Consider the following 22,498-nt stretch of genomic DNA (forward strand, 5'->3'; position numbering starts at 1 on the left):
TACTGACTTCTGCTTTCTTCCTTCTAACTTTTACCTTTGCTATATGGCCCGCGACTATTATGAAATCCTGGGTGTCTCTCGTGACACCGACAAAGAAGAAATCAAACAAGCCTATCGCCGTTTAGCCCGGAAGTATCACCCAGACGTGAACAAAGAACCGGGGGCGGAGGATCGCTTTAAAGAAATTAACCGCGCTTATGAGGTTCTCTCAGAACCAGAAACCCGCGCTCGTTACGATCGCTTTGGCCCAGAGGGTGTCTCAGGTGCTGCTGGCGCCGGCTTCCAAGATGTCGGCGATATGGGTGGTTTTGCCGATATCTTTGAAAGCATTTTTAGTGGCTTTGGTGGCGGTATGGGTAGTCCCACGCAACAAAGACGGCGCAGTGGGCCTGCCAGGGGTGATGACCTCCGGCTAGACCTGAAGTTAGACTTTCGGGAAGCGGTGTTTGGCGGTGAAAAAGAAATTCGCATTTCGCATCTAGAAAATTGTGAAGTCTGTAGCGGTTCTGGTGCTAAACCTGGAACCCGCCCTCGGACTTGTTCGACTTGTAGCGGATCGGGTCAAGTCCGTCGTGTTACCAGAACACCCTTTGGCAGTTTCACCCAAGTCTCGACTTGTCCCACCTGTAATGGGACAGGGATGGTAATTGAAGACAAATGTGATGCCTGTGATGGGAAGGGTGCAAATCAAGTCACAAAGAAACTCAAAATTACCATTCCAGCTGGGGTGGATAATGGCACACGCTTGCGGATTTCTAGTGAAGGAGATGCTGGTCAACGTAGTGGTCCTCCTGGGGATTTATACGTTTACTTGTTCGTGAATGAGGACGAGGAATTCCAACGGGATGGCATTAATATTCTCTCGGAGATCAAAGTTAGCTACCTGCAAGCGATTTTAGGTTGTCGGTTAGAGGTAGATACGGTAGATGGGCTAGTAGAACTGATTATTCCAGCTGGAACTCAGCCCAATACGGTAATGAAGTTGGAAAATCGCGGCGTACCCCGCTTGGGTAATCCCGTAAGTCGTGGGGATCATATGCTGAACATATTAATTGATATTCCCAATAAAGTGACCCCAGAGGAGAGGGAACTGTTGGAGAAGCTGGCTAAAATTAAGGGAGATCGCACTGGTAAAGGCGGTCTAGAAGGATTCTTGGGAAATCTATTTAAGTAATGAAGCCCTCTTTTATTTCAACTCCCGATGCTCAACTTGATTTACGCGGCACCCCTTGCCCAATTAATTTTGTGCGGACAAAACTACGTCTAGAAAAAATGCCATTGGGGGGTTTGCTAGAAGTCTGGCTAGATCCAGGTGAGCCGATTGAGCAGGTTCCCGATAGTCTGACAATGGCAGGTTATCAAGTGGAACAAATTACAGACTGCACTAGTTATTTTTCTCTGTTAGTGCGCCGTCCAGTTACTGGCCAATGACAGGGGAAAATTTTGCCGCAACTGGACAGTTATTAGGTACGGTGCTAGCCGTGCAGGCTAATTTTTACCGAGTACAGCTGGATCAAGAGCAGGGGGAGATGAGGGAGATGGGGGAGCAAGATTCTCATCTTTCTTATCCCCCTCTCCTGCTTTGTACCCGGAGAACACGCCTGAAAAAAATTGGGCAACAGGTAATGGTAGGCGATCGCGTTGTGGTAGAAGAGCCAGATTGGGCTGGAGGACGGGGAGCGATCGCTGATGTTTTACCCCGCGAAAGTGAGTTAGATCGTCCGGCGATCGCCAATGTCAACCAAATTCTCTTGGTATTTGCCGTCGCTGATCCACCTTTGGAACCTTATCAGCTGAGTCGGTTTCTAATTAAGGCTGAGTCTACTGGCTTAGATGTGCTTTTATGCTTAAATAAAAGTGATTTAATTTCACAGCACGAACGGCAGCAAGTTAGCGATCGTCTACTTGGTTGGGGCTATCAACCAATATTTATCAGCGTCAAAGATGGCATAAATACCGACCAAGCAGCCAGATATTTGAGCAATAAAATTACTGTAATTGCTGGTCCTTCCGGCGTTGGCAAATCCAGCCTGATTAATTCGCTGATTGATTCTCTTGAGCTGCGAGTGGGAAAAGTTTCTGGCAAACTAGCGCGTGGTCGTCATACCACTCGCCATATAGAATTATTTGAGTTGCCTAGTGGTGGTTTGCTGGCAGACACCCCCGGCTTTAATCAGCCTGACATGGATTGTATCCCAGAAGAATTAATCCATTATTTCCCAGAAGCAAGAGAGCGGTTAGCAGTTGCTAGCTGTCGGTTTAGTGATTGTCTGCATCGAGACGAGCCGGAGTGTGCAGTGCGGGGAGACTGGGAACGATATGAACATTATTTAGAATTTTTGGATGCTGCGATCGCTCATCAAACTCAGCTGCACCAACAAGCTGATCCAGAATCCACCTTGAAGTTAAAAAGCAAAGGCAAAGGGCAGAGTCAATATGAACCCAAGCTAGAAAGTAAAAAATATCGCCGAATTTCCCGCAAGACTCAGTTACAGGACTTGCAGGAGTTATATCGGGATGAGGAATAAGGAGTGCGATTTCTAGGACGGGCTGTGACGCTCGTGACGCTCGATGACTCGCTAATGCTGCGCTATCGCCTTTGGCGTCTCCCCTTCTCCCAAAGGGAGAGGCTAGCGCCAAGGGAGAAGACTCGCTAACGCTTCTCTACGAGACGCTGCGCGTAGCTTGCTTCCCCGTAGGGGTACGCTATCGGCGTCGCACCTTTATATAAAAGTTTCTCACGATAGCATGGATATAAACAGAAAAACTATCTTGTATGTCTCAGCCCCTAGTTTACAAGATGTCACTGAGAGGATAATTTTGCCACCAGGCGACATCTATAGTGACGAACCCCCCTTGGGATCGTATATTTGGGCAAATTACGTTTTTTTACACCAGATAGGCAGCTGGTGATGTTGCCAGAGGCAGAATCAAACCAACAGTTACAGCAAGTAAATCAACAGTTAAAGCAAGCAAATCAACAACTAGAACAAGAACGTCAACGGGCTGCAATATTGGCAGAACGCTTGCGAACCGCAGGTATTGATCCTGAGCAAATATTTTGAAAATAGAATTTTATCTTTAAACTAGGCATGGGAAAATAGTGCTATGAACCAAACAATATCTGATAAAGTCCATTGGACAACCTCAGACTTAGAATTACTCACAACTGACGAATGGAAGCGCTATGAAATTATTGACGGAGAATTATTTGTGACTAGAGCGCCTCACTGGAAACATCAGCGAACTGCTGGTAATATTTATTTAGAATTAGAAATTTGGTCTCGCTCCAGTAAACTAGGTGAACCTATTACAACTCCCGGCATTATTTTCACAGATGCCGATAATGTCATACCCGATGTAGTTTGGATCAGTCGTGAGCGTTTAGCACAATTGCTAGATGAGGAAGGGCATTTGAGAGGAGCGCCAGAACTCATTGCAGAAGTGCTTTCTCCTGGGACAACCAATCAACGTCGAGACCGAGAAGCCAAGCTGAAACTATACTCATCCACAGGAGTCCAAGAATATTGGATTGCAAATTGGCAATTACAGCAGCTAGAAGTTTATCACAGAGAAGCTGCCCAATTAAAACTGATAGCAACCTTGCTCGCTGATGACGAAATCACATCACCATTGTTACCAGGTTTCTGCGTTCGAGTTCAGCGTTTTTTTGTATAATTCTGGTGTAGGCGTAGGCCGCCGTAGGCATCGCTCTTCAAACTCAACTTCACCAAAAAAGGCAAAAGTAAAATTCTTTTCTGCAAGAGGCTGCGCTAACGTGCCTTCTGGTGCGTCCGCTACGCGAACGTGGCTCAAATAATAATTATTAAACTAGAAGGTACAAAGGTCACAAAAGAGGACAAGGGGAAAAACCCATATCTAAAGATAGGGACTGAAAGATTGGCACAAGGCTTTTAAATTAATTGAAAACTGCTATAAATCTACCTTACGATCCCCATAAAGTCTTAAAATATTGTTAATTTCAGCCCAACTTCTCGACCTTCAACTTACAAGTATCACCCCAAAATCACTATGGCTATCGGCTACGTCGCGCTTGTACTCCACGCACATCTGCCCTTCGTTCGTCACCCGGAAAGTGACTACGTGCTGGAGGAAGAATGGCTCTATGAAGCCATCACAGAAACCTACATCCCCTTATTGAAAGTATTTGAAGGCTTAAAGCGAGACGGTATCGACTTTAAAATCACGATGAGTATGACACCACCTCTAGTGTCGATGCTTCGTGATCCTCTGCTTCAAGAACGCTATGAAGCACACTTAGCCCAACTAGAAGAACTTATAGAATTAGAAGCAGAACATAATGTCAACAACGGGCATCTTCGTTATTTAGCCGAACATTACGTTACTGAGTTTAAGGAAGCGCGTCAACTATGGGAACGCTACAACGGTGACTTGGTGACAGCTTTTAAGCAGTTCCAAAACAGTAACAACCTGGAAATCATCACTTGCGGTGCTACCCACGGCTATTTACCGTTGATGAAAATGTATCCAGAAGCAGTGTGGGCGCAAATTCAGGTAGCTTGCGAACATTACGAACAAACCTTTGGACAAGCACCCAGAGGCATTTGGTTGCCGGAATGCGCCTACTATGAAGGTTTAGAGCGGATGCTAGCCGATGCTGGGTTACGCTACTTCCTCACTGATGGGCATGGCATCCTTTACGCCCGTCCCCGTCCGCGCTTTGGCACTTATGCGCCAATTTATACAGAAACTGGTGTTGCTGTCTTTAGTCGAGATCATGAATCGTCTCAACAGGTATGGTCTTCTGAGGTGGGCTATCCTGGGGCGGCGGAATATCGAGAATTTTACAAAGATTTGGGCTGGGAAGCAGAATATGAGTACATCAAGCCCTACATTATGCCCAATGGTCAGCGGAAAAATACGGGCATTAAGTATCACAAAATTACGGGGCGTGGCTTAGGACTTTCAGATAAGGCACTCTACGATCCGTATTGGGCACGGGAAAAGGCGGCAGAACATGCTGCTAACTTTATGTATAACCGAGAACAGCAATCTGAGCATCTCTATGGTATGATGCAGCGCCCGCCAATTATCGTTTCGCCTTATGACGCAGAGTTATTTGGACATTGGTGGTATGAAGGCCCTTGGTTCATTGATTACCTATTCCGCAAGTCGTGGTATGACCAAAAAACATATCAAATGACCCATTTAGCAGACTATTTGCGAGATCAGCCAAGTCAGCAAGTCTGTCGTCCTTCGCAGTCGAGTTGGGGTTTCAAGGGTTTCCACGAGTATTGGTTGAATGAAACAAATGCGTGGATTTATCCGCATTTGCACAAAGCTGCTGAACGGATGATTGAAATATCGCACCTGGAACCAGAGGATGAACTGGGGTGGAAAGCCTTGAATCAAGCAGCGCGGGAATTGTTATTAGCACAATCTTCTGACTGGGCATTTATTATGCGGACGGGAACTATGGTACCCTATGCAGTCAGACGGACGCGATCGCACCTGATGCGGTTCAATAAGCTCTATGAAGACGTGAAAATCGGCAAAATTGACAGTGGTTGGTTAGAAAAAGTGGAGTTAATGGATAATATCTTCCCCGAAATCAACTATCGCGTCTACCGTCCGCTATAGTCTCACACAAAGTAATCAACAGCAGTAAGGTGGGCATTGCCCATCTTATATTAGTAGTGAAGAGCGTTTACTTCGGCAAAGCTCAGTACAAGTATTTTACCAACAACAGAGCAAGCCTTAGCCTGTGTAAGGGTTTGTCAAATGCTGTCACCTATCGCTCATCTCCCTGTTTGTTGGTTGCGTCGAGGCGGGTTGGGTGCTTTCTTCTCTCGCGTCGAGACTTGTTATCTTCCTAATCCAACATTTACCATTCAAAATCCCAAATTACCAAAATTAGATGATGTTGAACTAATATCATCTGTGGGGATGGACTATAGCCGATTATGGGACTTACTCGCAGCCGGGAAGTGGAAATTAGCTAATCAAGAAACAGAACGAGTGATGTTCATAGTAGCGAAAAGAGAAGAAGAAGGTTGGTTACGTGTTCAAGATATTGACAATTTTCCCTGTGAAGACCTCCGCACTATTAACCAGCTATGGGTAGAACACAGCAACGGGCGCTTTGGTTTCTCTGTGCAAAAGCAAATTTATCAAGGTTTGGGTGGAAGCAGGACGCACTCATTTGAGATTTAGGATGGGTTTGGTGAGGCTGTAGGCTGGAAGAATAGAGGCGGGTTATGGAGATGTGGGTGGGTTAATTATAATACTATTACTTTTGATATAAAAGTACCAAAAGGACACCTCCCCGTGTGGAAGTGGACATTATATATTCATTCTGTAGATACTTTTAATAGTCTCTACAGTGGTGGCGTAGATTGGGGTAATGGTCATGGGTGGGACTGGATATCTTCTCTCGCATCGAGACTTCTAAACTGTAAGATATAAAATTAATCCAATTAAGGTAGCGATGCCTACGGCGGTAAACTACGCCCCGTAGTCGATTACGGCTCAATAACGGTAAATCGCCGTCATAAAGATAAATTTGACCCTTTCAATAGCAGAAGTAAATCTTGTGCTAAACGCAGAATAGATAAAGTTATTAATATAGAGATTAAATGACATACAAAATTTCTCGTCACGCGCAAACAGAAATGCAAAGACGAGGAATTTTTCTTTCTTTAGTTGAATCTGTTTTAGAAAATCCTCAGCAAATTTTACTAGAAAGAGATGGGCGCAAAGTATATCAATCAAAAGTTGACTTTGGTAACGGCAAACTATTCTTACTACGTGTTATTGTTGCAGATGATATTGATCCTAAAGTTGTAATTACTGTTTACCGAACTACGAAAATTGATAAATATTGGAGACAACCATGAAGATTACCTACGACCCAGATGTTGACGTTTTAAGAATTATATTTAGTAATACGCCAATTGAAGAAAGTGATGAAGATAACCCAGGAATAATTTTAGACTATGACGAAGCTGGAAACATAGTAGGATTGGAAATAATAGACGCTTCTAAACGCATGGATAACCCTCGTTCGGTTGAGTATTCTATCAGTGGTAGGTAGAGGATAATTGTTTTGCTAATCAGTTTAATGTGTGATTTCAGTGTAGTGAGATTTGCGATGTCTAACTTATTTTAATCTTCTTTTTGCTCGCCAGTATTTTCTAACTCACATTCTGCAAGCAGATTATCAATACTTTCAGGAAATGCATATAAACCTCTGAGTTTTATATACAGACTTGGAACCATAACACATAAAAAAGACAGGCATCTTGCCTGTCTCAGAAGTAATGATTTAGCAAACAAAGAATTTAGAAATTCATCTCAGCAGCTTGGACTTTCTCAACCTGCTTCTTCTTCAGCACCAGCATAACTTGAGCCAACATTACAAGAGCGATGAACGCAATCATCCATTTGACTCTAGAGGCGTCTTGCAATACGATTTCTGCATCTGATTGACCGAATCCACCAACATTTGGATTGCTGGTCAAAGCTTCACCAGTCTTAACTGCTTGCCCTTCGGAAACAACCAGTTCTGGCCCCACAGGAATCGTATCAACGACAACATCACCAGATTCCGGTTGGATGTTGACTAGATATTTAACGTTACCGTCTGCATCTTCCTCTTTGGCAATCTTGGTAATTGTGCCAGTAGCGGAAGCGTTGTAAACAGTGTTGTTGCTCTTTTCGCCAGTTGGATAAACTTGTCCGCGTCCCCGGTTAGCACCTAAATGAACTGAATATTTACCGAAGTGGATGTTTTTATCGGTTGCGGGATTGGGAGAAAGAACCGGGAAGACGATTTCCTGATACTGTTCACCAGGTAAAGGCCCGACGATGACGACATTTTCTTTGTCTTCGCTGTAGGGTTGGAAGGGAGTGTCGCCAACTTCTTCTTTAAGTTCCTCGGAAAGACGGTCTTCGGGAGCAATCTTAAAGCCTTCAGGTAGCATCAGTACAGCACCGACGTTCAAGCCAACCTTGGAACCATCAGCACCAACTTGCTGGGCGCTTAGATCGTAAGGGATTTTCACCACAGCTTTGAATACAGTGTCAGGTAACACCGATTGAGGAACTTCCACTTCTGTAGGCTTGGCCGCTAGGTGACAGTTAGCACAAACAATCCGCCCAGTTGGTTCGCGGGGGGTTTCGGGATAGGTTTCCTGTGCCCAAAAGGGATAGGCGGCAGCTGATTGGGGAAGGGCTACATCGCTAGTGAAGAAAAATGTCACGGTAGCGATCGCTATGAGCAATGTTTTTACAATCGCTCTAGCACTGCGAGTTAACCTCGCTGTTATGAAAACATTTCTCATCTCTAATAAGGACAACGATTTAATTAGTCATTAGTCATTGGTCATTAGTCATTAGTCATTAAGCCCTAAACAAAGGACAAATGACTAAGGACTAAGGACAAAATTATTAAGCCCACCAAGGTGCATCACCGGTGCGGAAGTCGGTTTCAGTCCAAGGGGTCAAAACGATTTTGTCGTCGTTTACATTGGTATGCGCCAAAGGCAGAGACAGAGGTGCTGGGCCCCGAACAACCTTACCAGTTTCGTCATACTGGGAACCATGACAAGGACACTTAAATTTGTTCTCAGCAACGTTCCAGGGGACGACACAACCTAAATGGGTGCAGATGGCGTTAATGCCATAATCTTTGATCGCCTCTTTGCTGTCGACCACAATATAGGTAGGATCTCCCTTTAGGCCTTGGACTAGGTTGCGATCGCCTGCATTCCGGTTTTCTAGAAATTTAGCGACGCTAACATCGTTACCTAGCTCGTCTTTTGCCGTTACACCGCCACCAGCACCACCAGTTGCAGGTGGAATAAAGTACTTGACAACGGGATACAATGCACCCAGAGCCACTCCAGTGACAGTCCCGAAAGTGAGCAGATTCATGAACTGACGACGCCCCATATCGGGCACATCTGCTGATTCAGAAAATTGAGCCATAATCTACGCGCTCTTTGTGTATTTTGTTAAGCATTTTGACAAAAGTACTAGTACTTGAGGAACTCTTGTCTAAGTCGAAATGCTAGCGCTCACAACGATGCCATACTTCTCTGTTCCAAGATATATTTAGCATCTTTTCTGTTAGCATTACATTTCTTTATATCATTATCATACTGGAGTCACGGAACTTAACATCATAACTAAATGTAAAATCTGATTGAGAAAAGCTATGACAGGACAGGAATTACGCCAGATGTTGCTTGATAAGTGGGGATATTCTTACGATGTCCAGTTCCGGCGGGCACAGGGAAAGATATTTTTGCAAGTAATGTGGAAATACTTGGAGCAAGCTTCTTTTCCCTTGAGCGAGACAGAGTACCAAGAGCATCTTGATAGCATTGCTAATTATCTTCATGCCTTGGGTGGGTCAACACAGGTACAAAAATTTATTGCCCAAACACGCGATCGCCCTCGGCTCGGTAAAGCTGTTAGCATTCCTCTAGATTTGGGTGAACGTTCTTCGGAATGGATATTATGACCCGCTATTGCTTTGACAAATTAGAGGAAACTCAAATGAGCCGCCAACCATTGCTAGACCCAAATCGCTCATATATTTTTAGTAATTACTTTTAGTTAGGGTTTGCGGTTGACGATTTAGTTGCGGAATTTGGTTATTCCTTCGAGCGAAAATTTATTAATTTACCACAATATTCTGGCACATTAGACCGACTTGGTGACCTCAAGCAGCGAATTGAGGAAGTTTTACCGTATGTAGATTTGGAGAATGAAGCTACACGCCGGGAAATGCTAATTGCGCCCATTGTTACTGATTTAATTCACTATTCCCGCGCTAAATTACGAATTGAATACACTATCAAAGTTGATAATCGACTTCAAGGTAATTTTGATTATTTTCTCAGAACAGAAACTAATTTAATTGTGATTGAAGCCAAGCAAGCAGATATAAATAGGGGATTTATACAACTGGCAACTGAGATGATAGCTCTTGATCGGTGGACTGATTCCACTCAAACAGAAATATTAGGAGCAGTAACAACAGGTAATGTTTGGCAATTTGGCAGATTATATCGACAGACACAGCATATTGAGCAAGCAATCAACCTTTATCGAGTGACCGAAGAGTTGGAAATAGTGGTTAGGATCTTACTAACTGCACTAATTAACTAAGTTGAGATTTTTTGGAATTTGGAATTGAACCAATGCAATCGTCATTTACCTGTGAGCTTCACCAGTCCAACACCACCGAAATAAAGCGCTAAAACTGCTCCTGCTAAGAGACTTTGAGTTAGGGGGTCAGTAGAAGGTGTAAGAACGGCTCCTAAAACCACTGCTCCCATAATCACGTAACGCCAACCAGAAACCATCCTCTCAGAGGAGACAATATTCAAATTACCGAGCAACAGTTGGATGATGGGAATTTGAAATGCTAAACCAGTGCTGAATAACAGTAGCAGCACAAATTCAAAATATTTATCAATTGACCAAAGTTGTTCGACTACATCTGCTCCGTAGCTGATGAAAAATTTCAAAGCTGCGGGGATGAGGAGTAAATAGGCAAATACTAATCCCGCCGCAAACAGCACACTTGAACCCAAAACCACAGGCCCCAGTAAACGGCGTTCGCGGCGAGTCAGTCCTGGAAGCACAAACTGGATAATCTGGTAAAGAATGAAAGGACTAGTAAGTACGAAGCCAGTATAGGCTGCAACTTTGAGAGAGACAAAGAAATATTCTCCAGGTGCAAGTTGGAGAAATTTTACTCCTTGTGCTGGAACCTCAAGTAGCTGGACAATCGGCTTAACGGCAAAGAAACAGCCAATAATACCCACCGCTACGGCAATCAGCGAATAGAAAATCCGCTGTCGCAACTCTTCTAGGTGGTCGAAAAGGGACATTTCGACTTCACCTGGCAACTCATCAAGAGGATCGGTGTCTGAGTTGCCATATCCTTCTGGGTCGATGTTGGGAACGTTTACAGTATCTACGTCTTGTGAAGGCGTCACGTCGCTTCGCTCCGAATTCAAAATTCACGCATTCGTCTTGGAAAGTTTGATCGGAGGAAACCTCCGATCAAACTTCCCCAAAATTCAAAATTAACAATCCCCTAAATTTATGATGTTGTTGGCGAATTAATCGGGGGTTACACCAAGGGCAGGGGAGGCAGGGGGAGAAAATTTGAGCAAATATTTCCTCCAAATCCCCAAGTTTAGTGGTGAAGGGTCAGACTTAGAGTTAATTGACCAACAGCATCATTTATTTATGGGCTTGTATCCTTTTCTTTGTCGGTCATCGTCTATTTCGGTGACTCAGCACTTTTAACTCAGCACTCTTCATTATTTTATCCGGGGAATGCAGTTACCAAGATATGTTTTTGGGTGCTGTGGGTTTTTTGTCCTGTTTTTTGGGGTTGCATCTGCATAAGTTAGTAGGAGGCCATCTTGTAGGCAATGCCTAACCTTAAAAAGGGTGGAACCGATAATTTAGAAATCACGTCTCTGCGGCTACTAGCGCTGAGTAAATTGACACAACATCAACATATAATACTCAGTTTTGAAAATCCGGTTCATCAAGGTGGCATCTATACATAGCGCAATCGGAAATTTTTAGCTGAGGTTTTATGAATCGGACAATTTGCATTGGACTAATGGCATTGCCTATTTATTTATACAATGCTGAACTAGGCAATATTTGTAGTAGTGACGTGTCAATTGTCGAAAACCAGCTTTCCAGAATAACTGCTCTAATCGTTTATAGCACAAATACTCAGTCACACTTTCCGTGGCAAATATCAGCTAGAGATGACCAAACCGAAGATTGCCTTCGCGCTGGTACTTGCAGAGATTGATACTAAATTCGTAATTTTTAATTCGTAATTATAGCAGTTTCATCATAGTACGGAGAGAGTTAATGGTTGCAGAAAATCAATCTACAGTAGTGGTTACAGGAGCATCAACAGGAATTGGTCAGGCGTGTGCTTTGCTTTTAGACCAGTTGGGCTTCTCTGTTTTTGCTGGCGTGCGTCAAGATATTGATGCTCAAACACTTAAACAGAAAGCTTCACAAAGGCTCATTCCGATTTTTTTAGATGTTACTGACGCCGAATCGATCGCATCTGCGGTTGATAAGGTCACAAATGCAGTCGGTGGTGCGGGAATTTTAGGTTTAGTAAATAATGCCGGAATTGCTGTCCCAGGTCCCTTAGAATTATTACCGATCGCAGAATTTCAACACCAGATGCAGGTTAATGTCACCGGACAATTAGCAGTGACACAAGCATTTCTTGGTCTATTACGCCAAAGTCGGGGTCGAATTGTCAATATGGGTTCAATTGCTGGTATAAGTCCAACGCCGTTCCTGGGAGCTTACAATGCTTCCAAATTTGCCCTCGTTGGACTCAATGATGTAATGCGGATGGAGTTACGTCCTTGGGGAATCTCCGTTTCCATTATCGAACCTGGTGCGATCGCTACTCCAATCTGGGAAAAATCCCTAAATCAATCTGAAATAGCACAGCAGGATCTACCACAATGGGCACAAAATCTCTACGGTCAGGCGATGAATATTGTCCGGAAGAAAATGCAGATTATCGCATCTAAGGGAATTTCTGCGGATATTGTTGCTCAGGCTGTTGTCCATGCGCTGACTGCAAAACAACCCAAGACACGCTATCTCGTTGGACAAGATGCCAAAATTGGAGCTGTGCTGAAGCATATTTTGCCCGATCATCTGCATGACCGGATAATTTTATACACAATGGGGTTGTAGATTACAAAGTAACTCTGAACTAAAGTTGATTGGGTCAATTGCCATTGTGCGTCTACGACCTGTATTCTACACAACTGAAATCGGCTATATAGTGGTTCTCATTTGGATGCAATATACGGTAGGCGCACAGCAGTGCATTGGTGTGAACTTGAGCAATAGCGAATCCACTAGATAACTAACTAAATAAACCATCAGCTCAAAATGTTGCATGAATTTGACTGATGTCAGAAAATCATCCAGAAATTCCAATAATAGAGAATGTGGAGCCGCCAGAAGTTAAACTGACAGCTTTAACATTATCTAAGACTGAAATGCTAATCAGCGACTCATTGCAAAAATCTGTTCAGCCGTTAAGGGAATGTTCGGAAACAATCTAAAATCAATTCGATCCTGCCCTCGAAACACCTTTGGGGGTAAATACTCTCCATCTTCAAGTTGGTAGATTGTAATGGTTGGCTGCTTGGGAGAGCCAATGAACCGAATGCCACCAAAAGCAGCATAGTCCACAATGATGTACTCTAAAACGCCCAAGTCCTCTCTTCTCCTGTCGGAGACGCTACGCGAACGAGACGCTACGCGAACATATTCAGCAAGTTTTGTCAGATAGTCGTCCTTCCAGTTGTTGCTAACAACCTCAATGATTCCGGGTGGTGGAATATATGCAGCAGCAGAACTAGAGCTAGTTTTCATCCTCTGCCATTCTTCTCTAGCAAATATGACAATATCTGCTTTCCGGCTTTTTTCCTTTTCTCCTGGTGCTGTTTTGAGCCGAACCTGCTTGGACTGGCGCGACACGTAAGGCAGGTCATTTTCTTGGCAGTGATTTTCTAAGTAGGTACACAGTCGCTCGATCAAATCCTCATGATTTGCATTTGGTTCTGATGATGGCACCGGAATCCCATCCAATAGCTCAAAGTTTCTGCCTGAACCATTGTCCCAGGCAAGAAACTCTTCAAAAGTCAGTGGTTGTGTGACGGTTGCGTACATCGCCCTCGCTCCTTTGCTGACAGGTACTTCACTCAATGCTACCAAGATGTACAGCTTTGTCTATGGCTTCAATCATGCCATAGGTCTTTGATGGACACACCTTTCTAAAAGTTTTTGAGTCTTTCCTAACAAATTAGATGCAATAATGTCTGATGTGATATCACCATCCAGATTATCGTAGAAGTACGAAGAATGAGCATCTTCTGCTCCAACAACCATTGCCATATCTGATTGACCCATATTTTTTAATGTTTTCTCCATCGCGTTTGCATACTGCCACACATACTGATCGCAGAATAATAAATTCGAGCTAATTTCATCTTCTATCGCAGCTTTCAGAGGATAGGCAATTAAGTCAGAGGAATGAATTATATTTACCCATCTTAATTTTTGCAATCCAGCAGTTTCTTCTTTATTAAATTTTTGAAAATAATAATTGATAACTGAGAAATCAATATCTAGCATTTGCTTAAGGAATAAGAGAGGAGAACCCAGTGTCGTAATGCTAGCTAAATTTAACAGATTTAGTTTCTCACGAAAAATAAAAGCTGGATCATCGTTGTCTAAAGTATTTGAAAAAATCAGATCCCACATAATAAAACTACCTAGAGAATGAGCAATCAAATGAATTTCTTGTTGATTGGAGTGGTCATTTAAGAACTGACTCAGTTGTACAACGATAGTTTTACGTATTGCTTTACCGCGATCGGGATTTTGATAGATTAAAAAATCACCTAAAAAATTATTGATTATATCATTTCTTCGTTTTTTGTATCTGTAAATATCATCATACGAACCTTTATATTCTTTATGGTGTTCACAAACTCTAGAAAAATCTTTTTCAAGACATTCAATAGTTTGATGTTTCTTATTGTTGAATAAGTTTCCCCAGAAACTTGAGTAAAAGTTGGCAGGGGTTGCTAGCTTTTTGCGGATTTTTTTTATGAGTGCGTCAGCATATCTAGAATTCTGAGTGTTGACACCATGAATAAAGAATACAAGCATACTGATAAATAATTACAGTTATAACTGCTAGAAATTGTACTGTTGTAATATTTCCCCATAACCAACCTCAAATCACTGCGCTATAGAACAATTGTTATTTAATGTTGAGCCGTACAAATTTTGGGGAACACTAAACTTGAAACCCCAATGAGTCTGTTATAAGCTGATGTGCAGCTAAATTGTATAAGACGAAAATGTAAAATTATTGTAGTGCGGGCATCTTGCCCGCGTCGCATATACAAATTAAATACGCAACAGCTTACAAGTATTTACCAGAGGATATAGTATGGATGAATTCGTAAGAAAAGCTGCTGGAATAGGTTTGCCTGTAATTATACTTCTAATTACAATGGCTACTACAGGTCTTACTGGTGCTGCTGCTATTACAGCAGCTTTAGCAATGTTGGGGCCAGGAGGGATGATTGGTGGTATAGTTCTGCTGGGAATAATAGGCTTGGCAGCTGACATGTTATCTAGGTTTGGTCTAGAAGCGTTGTTAATAGCCATCTATAGACAGCGCTTGCAATAATGGGGAAACTCGTAATAATATCTGCCAAGAAATTAGCTGGCTACCTATCTCTGGAGATTTAAGGCGCAGGCTTAGAGAAGAATTTGGGTGCTAATTGCTTTAAGTAATTTCAAAGCTTGACGTTCATTTTAAATTAACGATCTGAATGGGAACAAAATCTCCATCACCTACCAGAACACAAGGCGCGATCGCTATTCATCACTTTCTGATTAGTCTGCAAATAATCGTGTAGCAAATAGCAACCCTGTGCCAGTAAATTTTCGAGTTGGATACCTGCCAAATTCTGGAAAATTACTGTGCCATTACCACTACCCGCAGCCAGAGTTTTGCCATCATGACTGAAACTGACGCTGGTTAACTCTTGCTTATCACCTTTCAAAGCAATCAGCAACGTCCCTTCGCGGTTCCAAATCCTCACTTTGTCATCACTGCTAGCTGCTAAAGTCTTGCCATCTGGGCTAAAACTCACACTGATAAAACTATCGCCATCCCCCGCAAGATCATTTAACAGCTGACTGTCCCGGCTCCAAATCTTCACTGTACTATCAATACTAACTGAAGCAATCGCCTGACTATCAGGTGACCAAGCAACCCCATTTACGCGGCGACTATGACCAGTTAAAGTGTATAGTAATTTACCATCTACACTCCAGATTTTCACGGTTTTATCATCACTGGCTGAGGCTAGCAACTTGCCATCAGGGCTAAAGCTCACCCAGTTCACCGCATCTTGATGTCCCTGCAAGGTGTTGAGCAGTTTACCGTCCCGACTCCAAAGCTTCACCGTTTTATCTTTACTAGCCGAGGCAATTATTTGACCATTAGGTGACCAAGCAACACCCAAAACGGCATCATTATGACCCTGTAAAGTGTTGAGTAGTTTACCGTCACTACTCCAAAGCTTCACCGTTTTATCTTTACTAGCCGAAGCGATCGCTTGACCATCAGGGCTGAAACTAACTCCCCAAACTTGACCTTTATGCCCCGTGAATATACGGAGTAGTTTCCCGTCTCGACTGAAAAGTTTTATAGTTTTGTCTCGACTTGCTGCTGCCAAGGTGCGATCGTCTGGGCTAAAACTGATGCTAGTAACCCAGTCATCATTATCAGCTTTGGGCTTTCGCAGCAGCACATCGTCCCAATGCCAGAGTTTAATAGTTTTGTCCCGACTTGCAGAAGCGAGGGTACGACCGTCTGGGCTGAAACTGACACTGTTAACCCAATTATTATGTCCCTTCAGTGTGCCAAGCAACACACCTTCAGAACTCCACAGTTTGATTGTCTCATCGGTACTTGCGGAAGCGATCGTCTTACCATCACGGCTAAAACTGACACTGGTGACTCCAGCACTATGCCCTGATAAGGTTCGCAGTAGCTTACCCTCCAGATTCCACAGTTTGATTGTCTGGTCTAAACTAGCAGAAGCAATAGTTTTACCATCGGGTGACCAAGCTACACTTTTGACTGCATCATCATGTCCCTGCAAGGTTTTGAGCAACTTGCCATCTCGACTCCATAATTTCACCGTCTTGTCAGCACTCCCGGAAGCAATGGTTTGACCATCAGGCGACCAAGCGACACTTAAAACTGCACCATCATGTCCTTGTAAGGTTTTGAGCAGCTTGTTATCCCGACTCCACAGTTTCACTGTCTTGTCTGTACTCGCGGAGGCAATAATCTGACCATCAGGGCTAAAACTGACACTATTCACCACACCCTGATGCCCTAATAGAGTAGCAAGCAATTGACCTTCTCGACTCCAAAGTTTCACCGTCTTGTCCTGACTGGCGGAAGCAAGGATTTGACCATCTGGGCTGAAACTGACGCTATTAACTACATCTTCATGCCCTGACAAGGTTTTGACCAAGCTACCATCAGGACGCCAAAGTTTAATTGTAGTGTCCGCACTGGCTGAGGCAATTAAAGAGCGATCAGGGCTATATGTAACACTATTTACCCCAGATATATGCCCTTCTAAGCGGTTATACTCTCTTACCCCAGAAACTGCTTGATAGAGTGCCGTCTGTACTTCCTCTCTTGTATAGGAATCTACCCAGACTGTTTGTTGTAATTTTCTCGCCGCTTTTAAACCTTCCTTTAAAGCATCAATACCTTTTTGCGAGGCAAAGAGGGCTTCACTGGATGCACTGAGGGTTTTAATTTCGCTATCTACTGCTGTGACTATAGAAACACTTAATCCTAATATGGCGAGAACAGAAGCAGTCAGGGCAATTTTTAGCGAACGATTTAATTGAGCTTCACTAAGCCTTTGTTTCTTTTGACTTTCTGCGAGTTTAGCGGTTAATTCTTTCTCTTTGAGTTCAGCTCGCAATTGCTCAATTTCTAACTGGCTCAATTCTTCGCGTTTCTGTAATTCCCGCAATTCTGTTAATAAGTCCAATCCCGGTTGGGGATGAGGATCTACCGATTTTGAACGCTGCTTTTTTTGGCTAAGTTCGCTCTTAAGTCGCTCAATCTCAGCTTGACTCTGTTCTACTTTGTAGCGCAGCTGATTTAGTTGTACTTGTAAGCTCGATTCTTGTTGTTGCAGGTAGCGAATCAAGTCTACTAAATAATCGTGAATCAGTTGATAGCGTTCTGGTACATCAGGGAATAGTACTACTAAACCGGAGCTAACTAAAATGTCTAATACTAAATCTAATTTGCTAGCATCTTCTAACTCTGCTAGCTGTGCTGCTAACTCAGCACGAGTTTTAAAAGGTCGGTTATTACTTTCATCTGTTAATAAGTATAAGACAAGTAACGCGGCTCGTTCATTTTCTGGGCCGCAGTCTTTGATCAGTTCCTTAAGATATCGTTCGATAAGTTTGTTAGGTCTATATGGCTGATATTCTTCTAGTGTAGTAATTCGCTCATCTTGGATTTGCGCTCCCACAACTTGCAATTCAATAGGGCGGACTTCTCCAAATTCTGTTGATAAATCTTCGATTAAGGCATCAATTAAAGCAGGTTCTAAATTAAACTGCGATCGCCCAGTTAACTTTCGGATAATCGCTTTCGCATATTCTGGCGTAAAATTATTTAACTGGTAGCGAATATGCTTGTCGAGAATATTGTTGTTAATCGCTTCCAGTGCCGAAAGATGTTTAAAGTCTAATAACCGATGTAAATAATCTTCTCGCAAGGAAAGGATAACTTTGACAAAGGGGATTTTGAGGCAGTCACTAATAAATTTATCAAATTCTTGCTTTTGATTGCGATCGCTATAACCAAAGAAAAATTCTTCAAATTGGTCAAAAATTAAAACTGTGATCAGATGGTTATCAGCATTTTCTTGGAGTTGTTGTAAAATTCTGACGATGGTAATAGGTGTAGCAGAGTAGGGCAAAGCTTCCGGTTCAATGGCTACTTCTGGTATGATGTCAGCGTAGATGGCAAGGGATGCGTCACTAGACATCGCCTCACTTAAAGATTTTCCTAATTCCCGTGCCCAGTCGGTGTAAACTTGCAGTACTACAGGTACGGCTATTTGATCGCCAATGGCTCGATTTTGCAGTGCTGGAACTAAACCCGCAGTCACGGTAGAACTCTTACCCACCCCTGACTGACCATGAATCACCGTCAACTTTTGATCGGCGCGGCTAATTCTGCCAATTAAGTTATTAATATCACGCTCCCGACCAGAAGCAGCAATTTCTAAAGCAACGCTGCTACTCCCAGAAGATGACATCAATGCTGGGTTTGTCGCCTGTCTTTGCGGTTGCAAACGCCCTGCACCGATAAAAGCCCGAAAACCGTACTGCTGCTCAACAGAACGCCGTTTCTGTCGAATGTAATAGGCTTCCAAATAGCGCCCTTCTTCAAAGTACAGCGATCGCAGTCTCCGCAATAGGCGAATATAACGATGGGCATCGTATTGATGGGCACTGCTTTCTAAGGCTGCCGGCAGTTCTTGTGTCCCCTTGTCCAGGTATTCACGAGCTACTTCTAGCTCACCTAACTTTCGCTGTGCTTTCGCTAAAACTAAATAGTAAATCTGCCCCATTAATAATGGAAAGAAGCAGTTATAAGGGTCGTTGTGCTTTTGCGCTTCACCTAATTTCAGCAGTGATACGTGTGCTAATATACTCGCCTGTACCCACCGCGATTGCTGCACAGCCACTTGCGCCAGAAAACCGTAGTCACAAGCTAATTGGATTTGACTACCATAAGTTTGATGTAACTCCAGAGACTTTTGAGCAACCGTCTGCAACTCTTCCCACTCTTGCAGATATTGTAAAACTTCTGCGAGTTGACCAATAAATCCAGCAACTATATCTGAACGCCCAGCCACCTGTAACACATTCAAGCACTGCTGAAAATAAGATTTAGCTGTGTACCAATGGCGGCGGTTTTCTGTTTGATTTTGCTCTGCAAAACGGCAATAACACAGCCCAATATAAAACAGTAAAACTCCCTGTCGCAGAAGTAGGGGAGATGGGCGAGATGGAGGAGATGAGGAAGAAAATACTTCTTCATCCCCCCCTGTTCCCCCTGCTTCCCCTGCTTCCCCTGCTCCCTCATCCCCTGTCTCCACCAACTTTTGCCAAACTTGCAAGCTTTGCTGAAAATGGCTTAAAGCTGTATTGATGCGATCGCTAATATAATTATCTAAACCAAAAACAAATTCTAAACTAGCGTGCAATTCTGGCTCTAGGGTAATACCACGATTGTGCAACTCTCTAATGCCAAAGTGGAGTTCATAGCTATGTTTCCAGACTTGCTCTACAGTTGAATAATGCTTTGCAACTTCCGGAGGTTGGTGTGGTGCAGCATTGGTTGGTAACACCGTGGCAAATAAAGAGTCAGTTTCCTGTTGCAGAAATTGCAGCAGCGATTGAGTTGTCATTTCAAACTGAATCGGTGTAGCCGCCCAACTAGCGAAATCTGGTGCTAAACGCACCACCTTTTGCAACACTTCTTCATTCACCCACAAAATCATTGGAAATGGGTGGCGTTTGCGAAATTCATCCCGAATATGATTGATAGACCTAAGTAGATCATCGAGTCCATCTACTGACTCTAAACCCAAGATCATCAACGCCGATGGCGGATTATTTTTAGTTAGTAGTTGTAAATGAATACTTGTGTAAAGGCTTCTAGCATTATGCGGCAGAACTACCTTTTGAATTTGGTGTACTCCTGAAGAGAGTTCTTCGAGTTGTTGCAGCATTAGCTCTTGCAAAACTCGATAATTGCAGCACACCAAAACCAGGGAGAATTGACCGCTAGAAAGGGCAATTGCTCTCCCTAAACTCCGCAGAGCCCGCTCGTTAGCTGCTGTTATATCTGCTTGTGGGTGTCGTTCAACCATGATTTAAATTTTTCTGTCTCTGCTAAAACTGGGTTGACGGCAAACCAAGCTCCCTGATGATCACGGTATTCAAATACAAATAAACTTCGCAAGAGAGTGTAGTATTCTATATCACCTCTAACCCTCTGCTGTTGCACCACCTGAAAGATTAATTCCCACTCATGGGGATCGATGGCGTTAGTTCGGTAATCCCGCTGTCTTTGAATCACCAGTTCGACACACTCCCGCTCAAAGGGTGGATCTTGTTCTCGCAAACAGTCAAACAGTAAACCTAGCAAGTCGCGCACATGACCACCACTAATCAAGCACAATCGATCTAAGGTTTCCAGACTATCAAACACTTCTGTAATTAAGCCTAACCGATCGCTGGCCAAAATGTCTGGAAAAGCTCTAGCTAGCACCATTTGCCGCAACATTGTTAGCCCTTGCGGGAAAATCTCCCCAGAGCGCAGACGCACAGGTATCATCGGTAACACTTTTGGTGCTACTCCTCCCCCCAAACGATGTTGAAGTTCGGCGCTATCGTTGGAGAAAGTCAGGGCTAAGGGAATAGTGTAGACTACATGACAATTCAGTTTGCGTAACTGTTCACCGCGCTGAATAAATAAATATTCTGGCAGCGATCGCCCGGATGGTAAAGGTCGAATTGCAACTCTATCCAAATTATCAACAATAACTACTAGTCCTTTTTTACCCCTGGCTTTCAGTTCCTTGTTGGCACGTTCTAGCAATTCTTGATTAATTGACTGTAAAATATTTGCTGTTCGCGGTTCTAGATAATCTCTTAACCGCCGCCGCAATTGGGGGCTTTCTTTAGTTTTAGCTGTAATTTTGGCAATTCCCACAGACAACTCTGCTTCTACCCCAAGGTCAATTGGCGTTTGCAAGAAATCCACAAGTTCACCAAACAACTTGGTAAAGTAGGTAGGTTTGAGCCTAATTTTCATCGCTTCTAGGCTTTCACTCACCTGACCGGCGATCGCCAACAAAATATCAGTCACATCCACATCTGCCATTTCTAAGACATGGGTAGACTCAAAGTAAACTACATGAAATTGCTGCTCCTCTAACTCAGCTTTGAGGCGCAACAACTCCGTTGATTTCCCACAGCCGAGATGTCCTGTAAATAGCTGACAAGTTGGTGCATCCGGCGAGATTCGAGCGATCGTGCGCTGCAAAGCTTCGATGATTTTACCACCCCGCACCGCAGCAAAATCGATATAGTATCGGCGATCGCTGGCATTTCCTATGATTAGAGGTCTGCTCGGATTGCAAGCTTGATAAAATCTTTCTAAATCTAGGAGCATAACTAATCGAGTTCACTCAGGAATGGGGATGACAAAATCTACTGAATAAATATATTGGTTTTAGGAAATTTCTGCCTTAATTTAAGTACATCTAACTCAAAATACTAACTAAATTAGCAGTATTCCGGATAATTGTTCATATCTAGGTTTCATCTAGCACAAGGCAATCCTGATATTTTATTTTAAATAAGCAGAAATACTACTAGAAGTAATACTTCCAAAAATTTCGGATACAAAATAAGTTTATCTTATCAATCATAAAAATATCTAATCCAAAAAAAGGTACTGTTAGGTACAATTTTGGAGTGTTTTTGAATATAGAGTTCTGTTACAGCAATTTTTAGGTAATTAAACCATACTGTCGGGGCGAACAGCTAGCTGTGCGCCCCTAGCGGGGATTGCGGTTCAAATCTAGAATACTTTTACTCTTTTCTGGCGACTACAGTAAAAAATAAAATCCCTATGACCTGCTATTAGTTAAGGTCTTAGGGATTTTTTGCTTACGGGACTGGTGCGACTTGAACGCACGACCTGACGCTTAGGAGGCGTCCGCTCTATCCAACTGAGCTACAACCCCAACTATGAAGCATATATAATCAT

At 43.2% G+C, this 22,498-nt stretch carries 21 protein-coding genes, 1 tRNA gene and 1 pseudogene; 15 read left to right on the forward strand and 8 right to left on the reverse strand.

Annotated features, from left to right (window positions below):
• The first annotated feature begins 43 nt into the window (after positions 1-43).
• The 9 genes from dnaJ to V7K85_RS16045 all read left to right on the forward strand — a co-directional run bounded on the left by dnaJ (position 44) and on the right by V7K85_RS16045 (position 7,075).
• Entirely contained in the window at positions 44-1,174 is a 1,131-nt protein-coding gene (gene dnaJ / locus V7K85_RS16005) for a molecular chaperone DnaJ (RefSeq protein WP_334814621.1), read from the forward strand.
• Positions 1,174-1,431 (forward strand): sulfurtransferase TusA family protein, encoded by a 258-nt coding sequence (locus tag V7K85_RS16010; RefSeq protein WP_334814622.1) that lies wholly within the window; start codon positions 1,174-1,176, stop codon positions 1,429-1,431. Before dnaJ ends, V7K85_RS16010 begins: the two co-directional genes overlap by 1 nt.
• On the forward strand, positions 1,428-2,528 hold the full coding sequence (rsgA, locus tag V7K85_RS16015) for a small ribosomal subunit biogenesis GTPase RsgA (protein WP_334814623.1): 1,101 nt from the start codon (positions 1,428-1,430) through the stop codon (positions 2,526-2,528). The genes V7K85_RS16010 and rsgA overlap by 4 nt, the downstream gene beginning before the upstream one ends.
• Before the next feature lie 342 nt (positions 2,529-2,870).
• Positions 2,871-3,065, forward strand: a complete 195-nt coding sequence (locus V7K85_RS16020; RefSeq protein ID WP_334814624.1) for a hypothetical protein — start codon at positions 2,871-2,873, stop codon at positions 3,063-3,065.
• Positions 3,066-3,108: 43 nt separating this feature from the next.
• Complete coding sequence (locus tag V7K85_RS16025) at positions 3,109-3,678, forward strand: Uma2 family endonuclease (RefSeq protein ID WP_334814625.1); 570 nt, start codon at positions 3,109-3,111, stop codon at positions 3,676-3,678.
• Positions 3,679-4,032: 354 nt separating this feature from the next.
• Positions 4,033-5,622: a glycoside hydrolase family 57 protein gene (locus V7K85_RS16030; protein ID WP_334814626.1), complete on the forward strand. Its 1,590-nt coding sequence runs from the start codon at positions 4,033-4,035 to the stop codon at positions 5,620-5,622.
• Between the two features lie 141 nt (positions 5,623-5,763).
• A complete protein-coding gene (locus V7K85_RS16035; RefSeq protein ID WP_334814627.1) occupies positions 5,764-6,195 on the forward strand; it encodes a GUN4 domain-containing protein in 432 nt (143 codons plus the stop codon).
• 422 nt (positions 6,196-6,617) lie between these two features.
• Positions 6,618-6,878, forward strand: a complete 261-nt coding sequence (locus V7K85_RS16040) for a DUF4258 domain-containing protein (RefSeq protein ID WP_334814628.1) — start codon at positions 6,618-6,620, stop codon at positions 6,876-6,878.
• Positions 6,875-7,075 carry a DUF2283 domain-containing protein gene (locus V7K85_RS16045; RefSeq protein ID WP_334814629.1) on the forward strand — a complete coding sequence of 67 codons (201 nt, stop codon included), beginning with the start codon at positions 6,875-6,877 and terminating at the stop codon, positions 7,073-7,075. Before V7K85_RS16040 ends, V7K85_RS16045 begins: the two co-directional genes overlap by 4 nt.
• A 247-nt stretch (positions 7,076-7,322) precedes the next feature.
• On the opposite strand, the gene petA is transcribed toward V7K85_RS16045, so the two are convergent.
• Together petA and petC are read right to left on the reverse strand one after the other, a co-directional pair.
• Positions 7,323-8,324: a cytochrome f gene (gene petA / locus V7K85_RS16050; RefSeq protein WP_334814630.1), complete on the reverse strand. Its 1,002-nt coding sequence runs from the start codon at positions 8,322-8,324 to the stop codon at positions 7,323-7,325.
• A 106-nt stretch (positions 8,325-8,430) separates the two neighbouring features.
• Positions 8,431-8,970 (reverse strand): cytochrome b6-f complex iron-sulfur subunit, encoded by a 540-nt coding sequence (petC, locus tag V7K85_RS16055; RefSeq protein ID WP_334814631.1) that lies wholly within the window; start codon positions 8,968-8,970, stop codon positions 8,431-8,433.
• Between the two features lie 229 nt (positions 8,971-9,199).
• On the opposite strand from petC, the gene V7K85_RS16060 reads away from it, so the two are divergent.
• Together V7K85_RS16060 and V7K85_RS16065 are read left to right on the forward strand one after the other, a co-directional pair.
• Positions 9,200-9,508, forward strand: a complete 309-nt coding sequence (locus V7K85_RS16060; protein ID WP_334814632.1) for a DUF3067 family protein — start codon at positions 9,200-9,202, stop codon at positions 9,506-9,508.
• Positions 9,509-9,543: 35 nt separating this feature from the next.
• Positions 9,544-10,158: pseudogene (locus tag V7K85_RS16065) on the forward strand (hypothetical protein).
• A gap of 41 nt (positions 10,159-10,199) precedes the next feature.
• On the opposite strand, the gene tatC reads toward V7K85_RS16065, so the two are convergent.
• A complete protein-coding gene (gene tatC, locus V7K85_RS16070) occupies positions 10,200-10,994 on the reverse strand; it encodes a twin-arginine translocase subunit TatC (protein WP_334814633.1) in 795 nt (264 codons plus the stop codon).
• A gap of 444 nt (positions 10,995-11,438) precedes the next feature.
• Here tatC and V7K85_RS16075 point away from each other — a divergent pair, with 444 nt between their 5' ends.
• The 3 genes from V7K85_RS16075 to V7K85_RS16085 all read left to right on the forward strand — a co-directional run bounded on the left by V7K85_RS16075 (position 11,439) and on the right by V7K85_RS16085 (position 12,756).
• Positions 11,439-11,579: a hypothetical protein gene (locus V7K85_RS16075; protein WP_334814634.1), complete on the forward strand. Its 141-nt coding sequence runs from the start codon at positions 11,439-11,441 to the stop codon at positions 11,577-11,579.
• 29 nt (positions 11,580-11,608) lie between these two features.
• A complete protein-coding gene (locus tag V7K85_RS16080; RefSeq protein ID WP_334814635.1) occupies positions 11,609-11,836 on the forward strand; it encodes a hypothetical protein in 228 nt (75 codons plus the stop codon).
• Between the two features lie 62 nt (positions 11,837-11,898).
• The gene (locus V7K85_RS16085) at positions 11,899-12,756 is read left to right on the forward strand and encodes an SDR family NAD(P)-dependent oxidoreductase (protein ID WP_334814636.1); all 858 of its coding nucleotides are present in this window, start codon (positions 11,899-11,901) and stop codon (positions 12,754-12,756) included.
• Between the two features lie 318 nt (positions 12,757-13,074).
• Here the strand turns inward: V7K85_RS16085 and V7K85_RS16090 are convergent, their stop codons facing one another.
• Positions 13,075-13,743, reverse strand: a complete 669-nt coding sequence (locus tag V7K85_RS16090; protein WP_334814637.1) for a Uma2 family endonuclease — start codon at positions 13,741-13,743, stop codon at positions 13,075-13,077.
• Between the two features lie 72 nt (positions 13,744-13,815).
• Entirely contained in the window at positions 13,816-14,748 is a 933-nt protein-coding gene (locus V7K85_RS16095) for a hypothetical protein (protein WP_334814638.1), read from the reverse strand.
• Between the two features lie 286 nt (positions 14,749-15,034).
• Here V7K85_RS16095 and V7K85_RS16100 point away from each other — a divergent pair, with 286 nt between their 5' ends.
• A complete protein-coding gene (locus tag V7K85_RS16100) occupies positions 15,035-15,277 on the forward strand; it encodes a hypothetical protein (RefSeq protein ID WP_334814639.1) in 243 nt (80 codons plus the stop codon).
• A 163-nt stretch (positions 15,278-15,440) separates the two neighbouring features.
• Here V7K85_RS16100 and V7K85_RS16105 read toward each other — a convergent pair whose 3' ends face one another.
• The 3 genes from V7K85_RS16105 to V7K85_RS16115 form a co-directional block, all read right to left on the reverse strand.
• Complete coding sequence (locus V7K85_RS16105; protein ID WP_334814640.1) at positions 15,441-20,591, reverse strand: nSTAND1 domain-containing NTPase; 5,151 nt, start codon at positions 20,589-20,591, stop codon at positions 15,441-15,443.
• Positions 20,561-21,898 carry a P-loop NTPase fold protein gene (locus V7K85_RS16110; RefSeq protein WP_334814641.1) on the reverse strand — a complete coding sequence of 446 codons (1,338 nt, stop codon included), beginning with the start codon at positions 21,896-21,898 and terminating at the stop codon, positions 20,561-20,563. The genes V7K85_RS16105 and V7K85_RS16110 overlap by 31 nt, the downstream gene beginning before the upstream one ends.
• Before the next feature lie 503 nt (positions 21,899-22,401).
• Positions 22,402-22,475 (reverse strand) — tRNA-Arg (locus tag V7K85_RS16115).
• Positions 22,476-22,498: the final 23 nt, after the last annotated feature.

Source organism: Nostoc sp., from assembly GCF_036917615.1.
Classification (GTDB): Bacteria; Cyanobacteriota; Cyanobacteriia; order Cyanobacteriales; family Nostocaceae; genus Nostoc.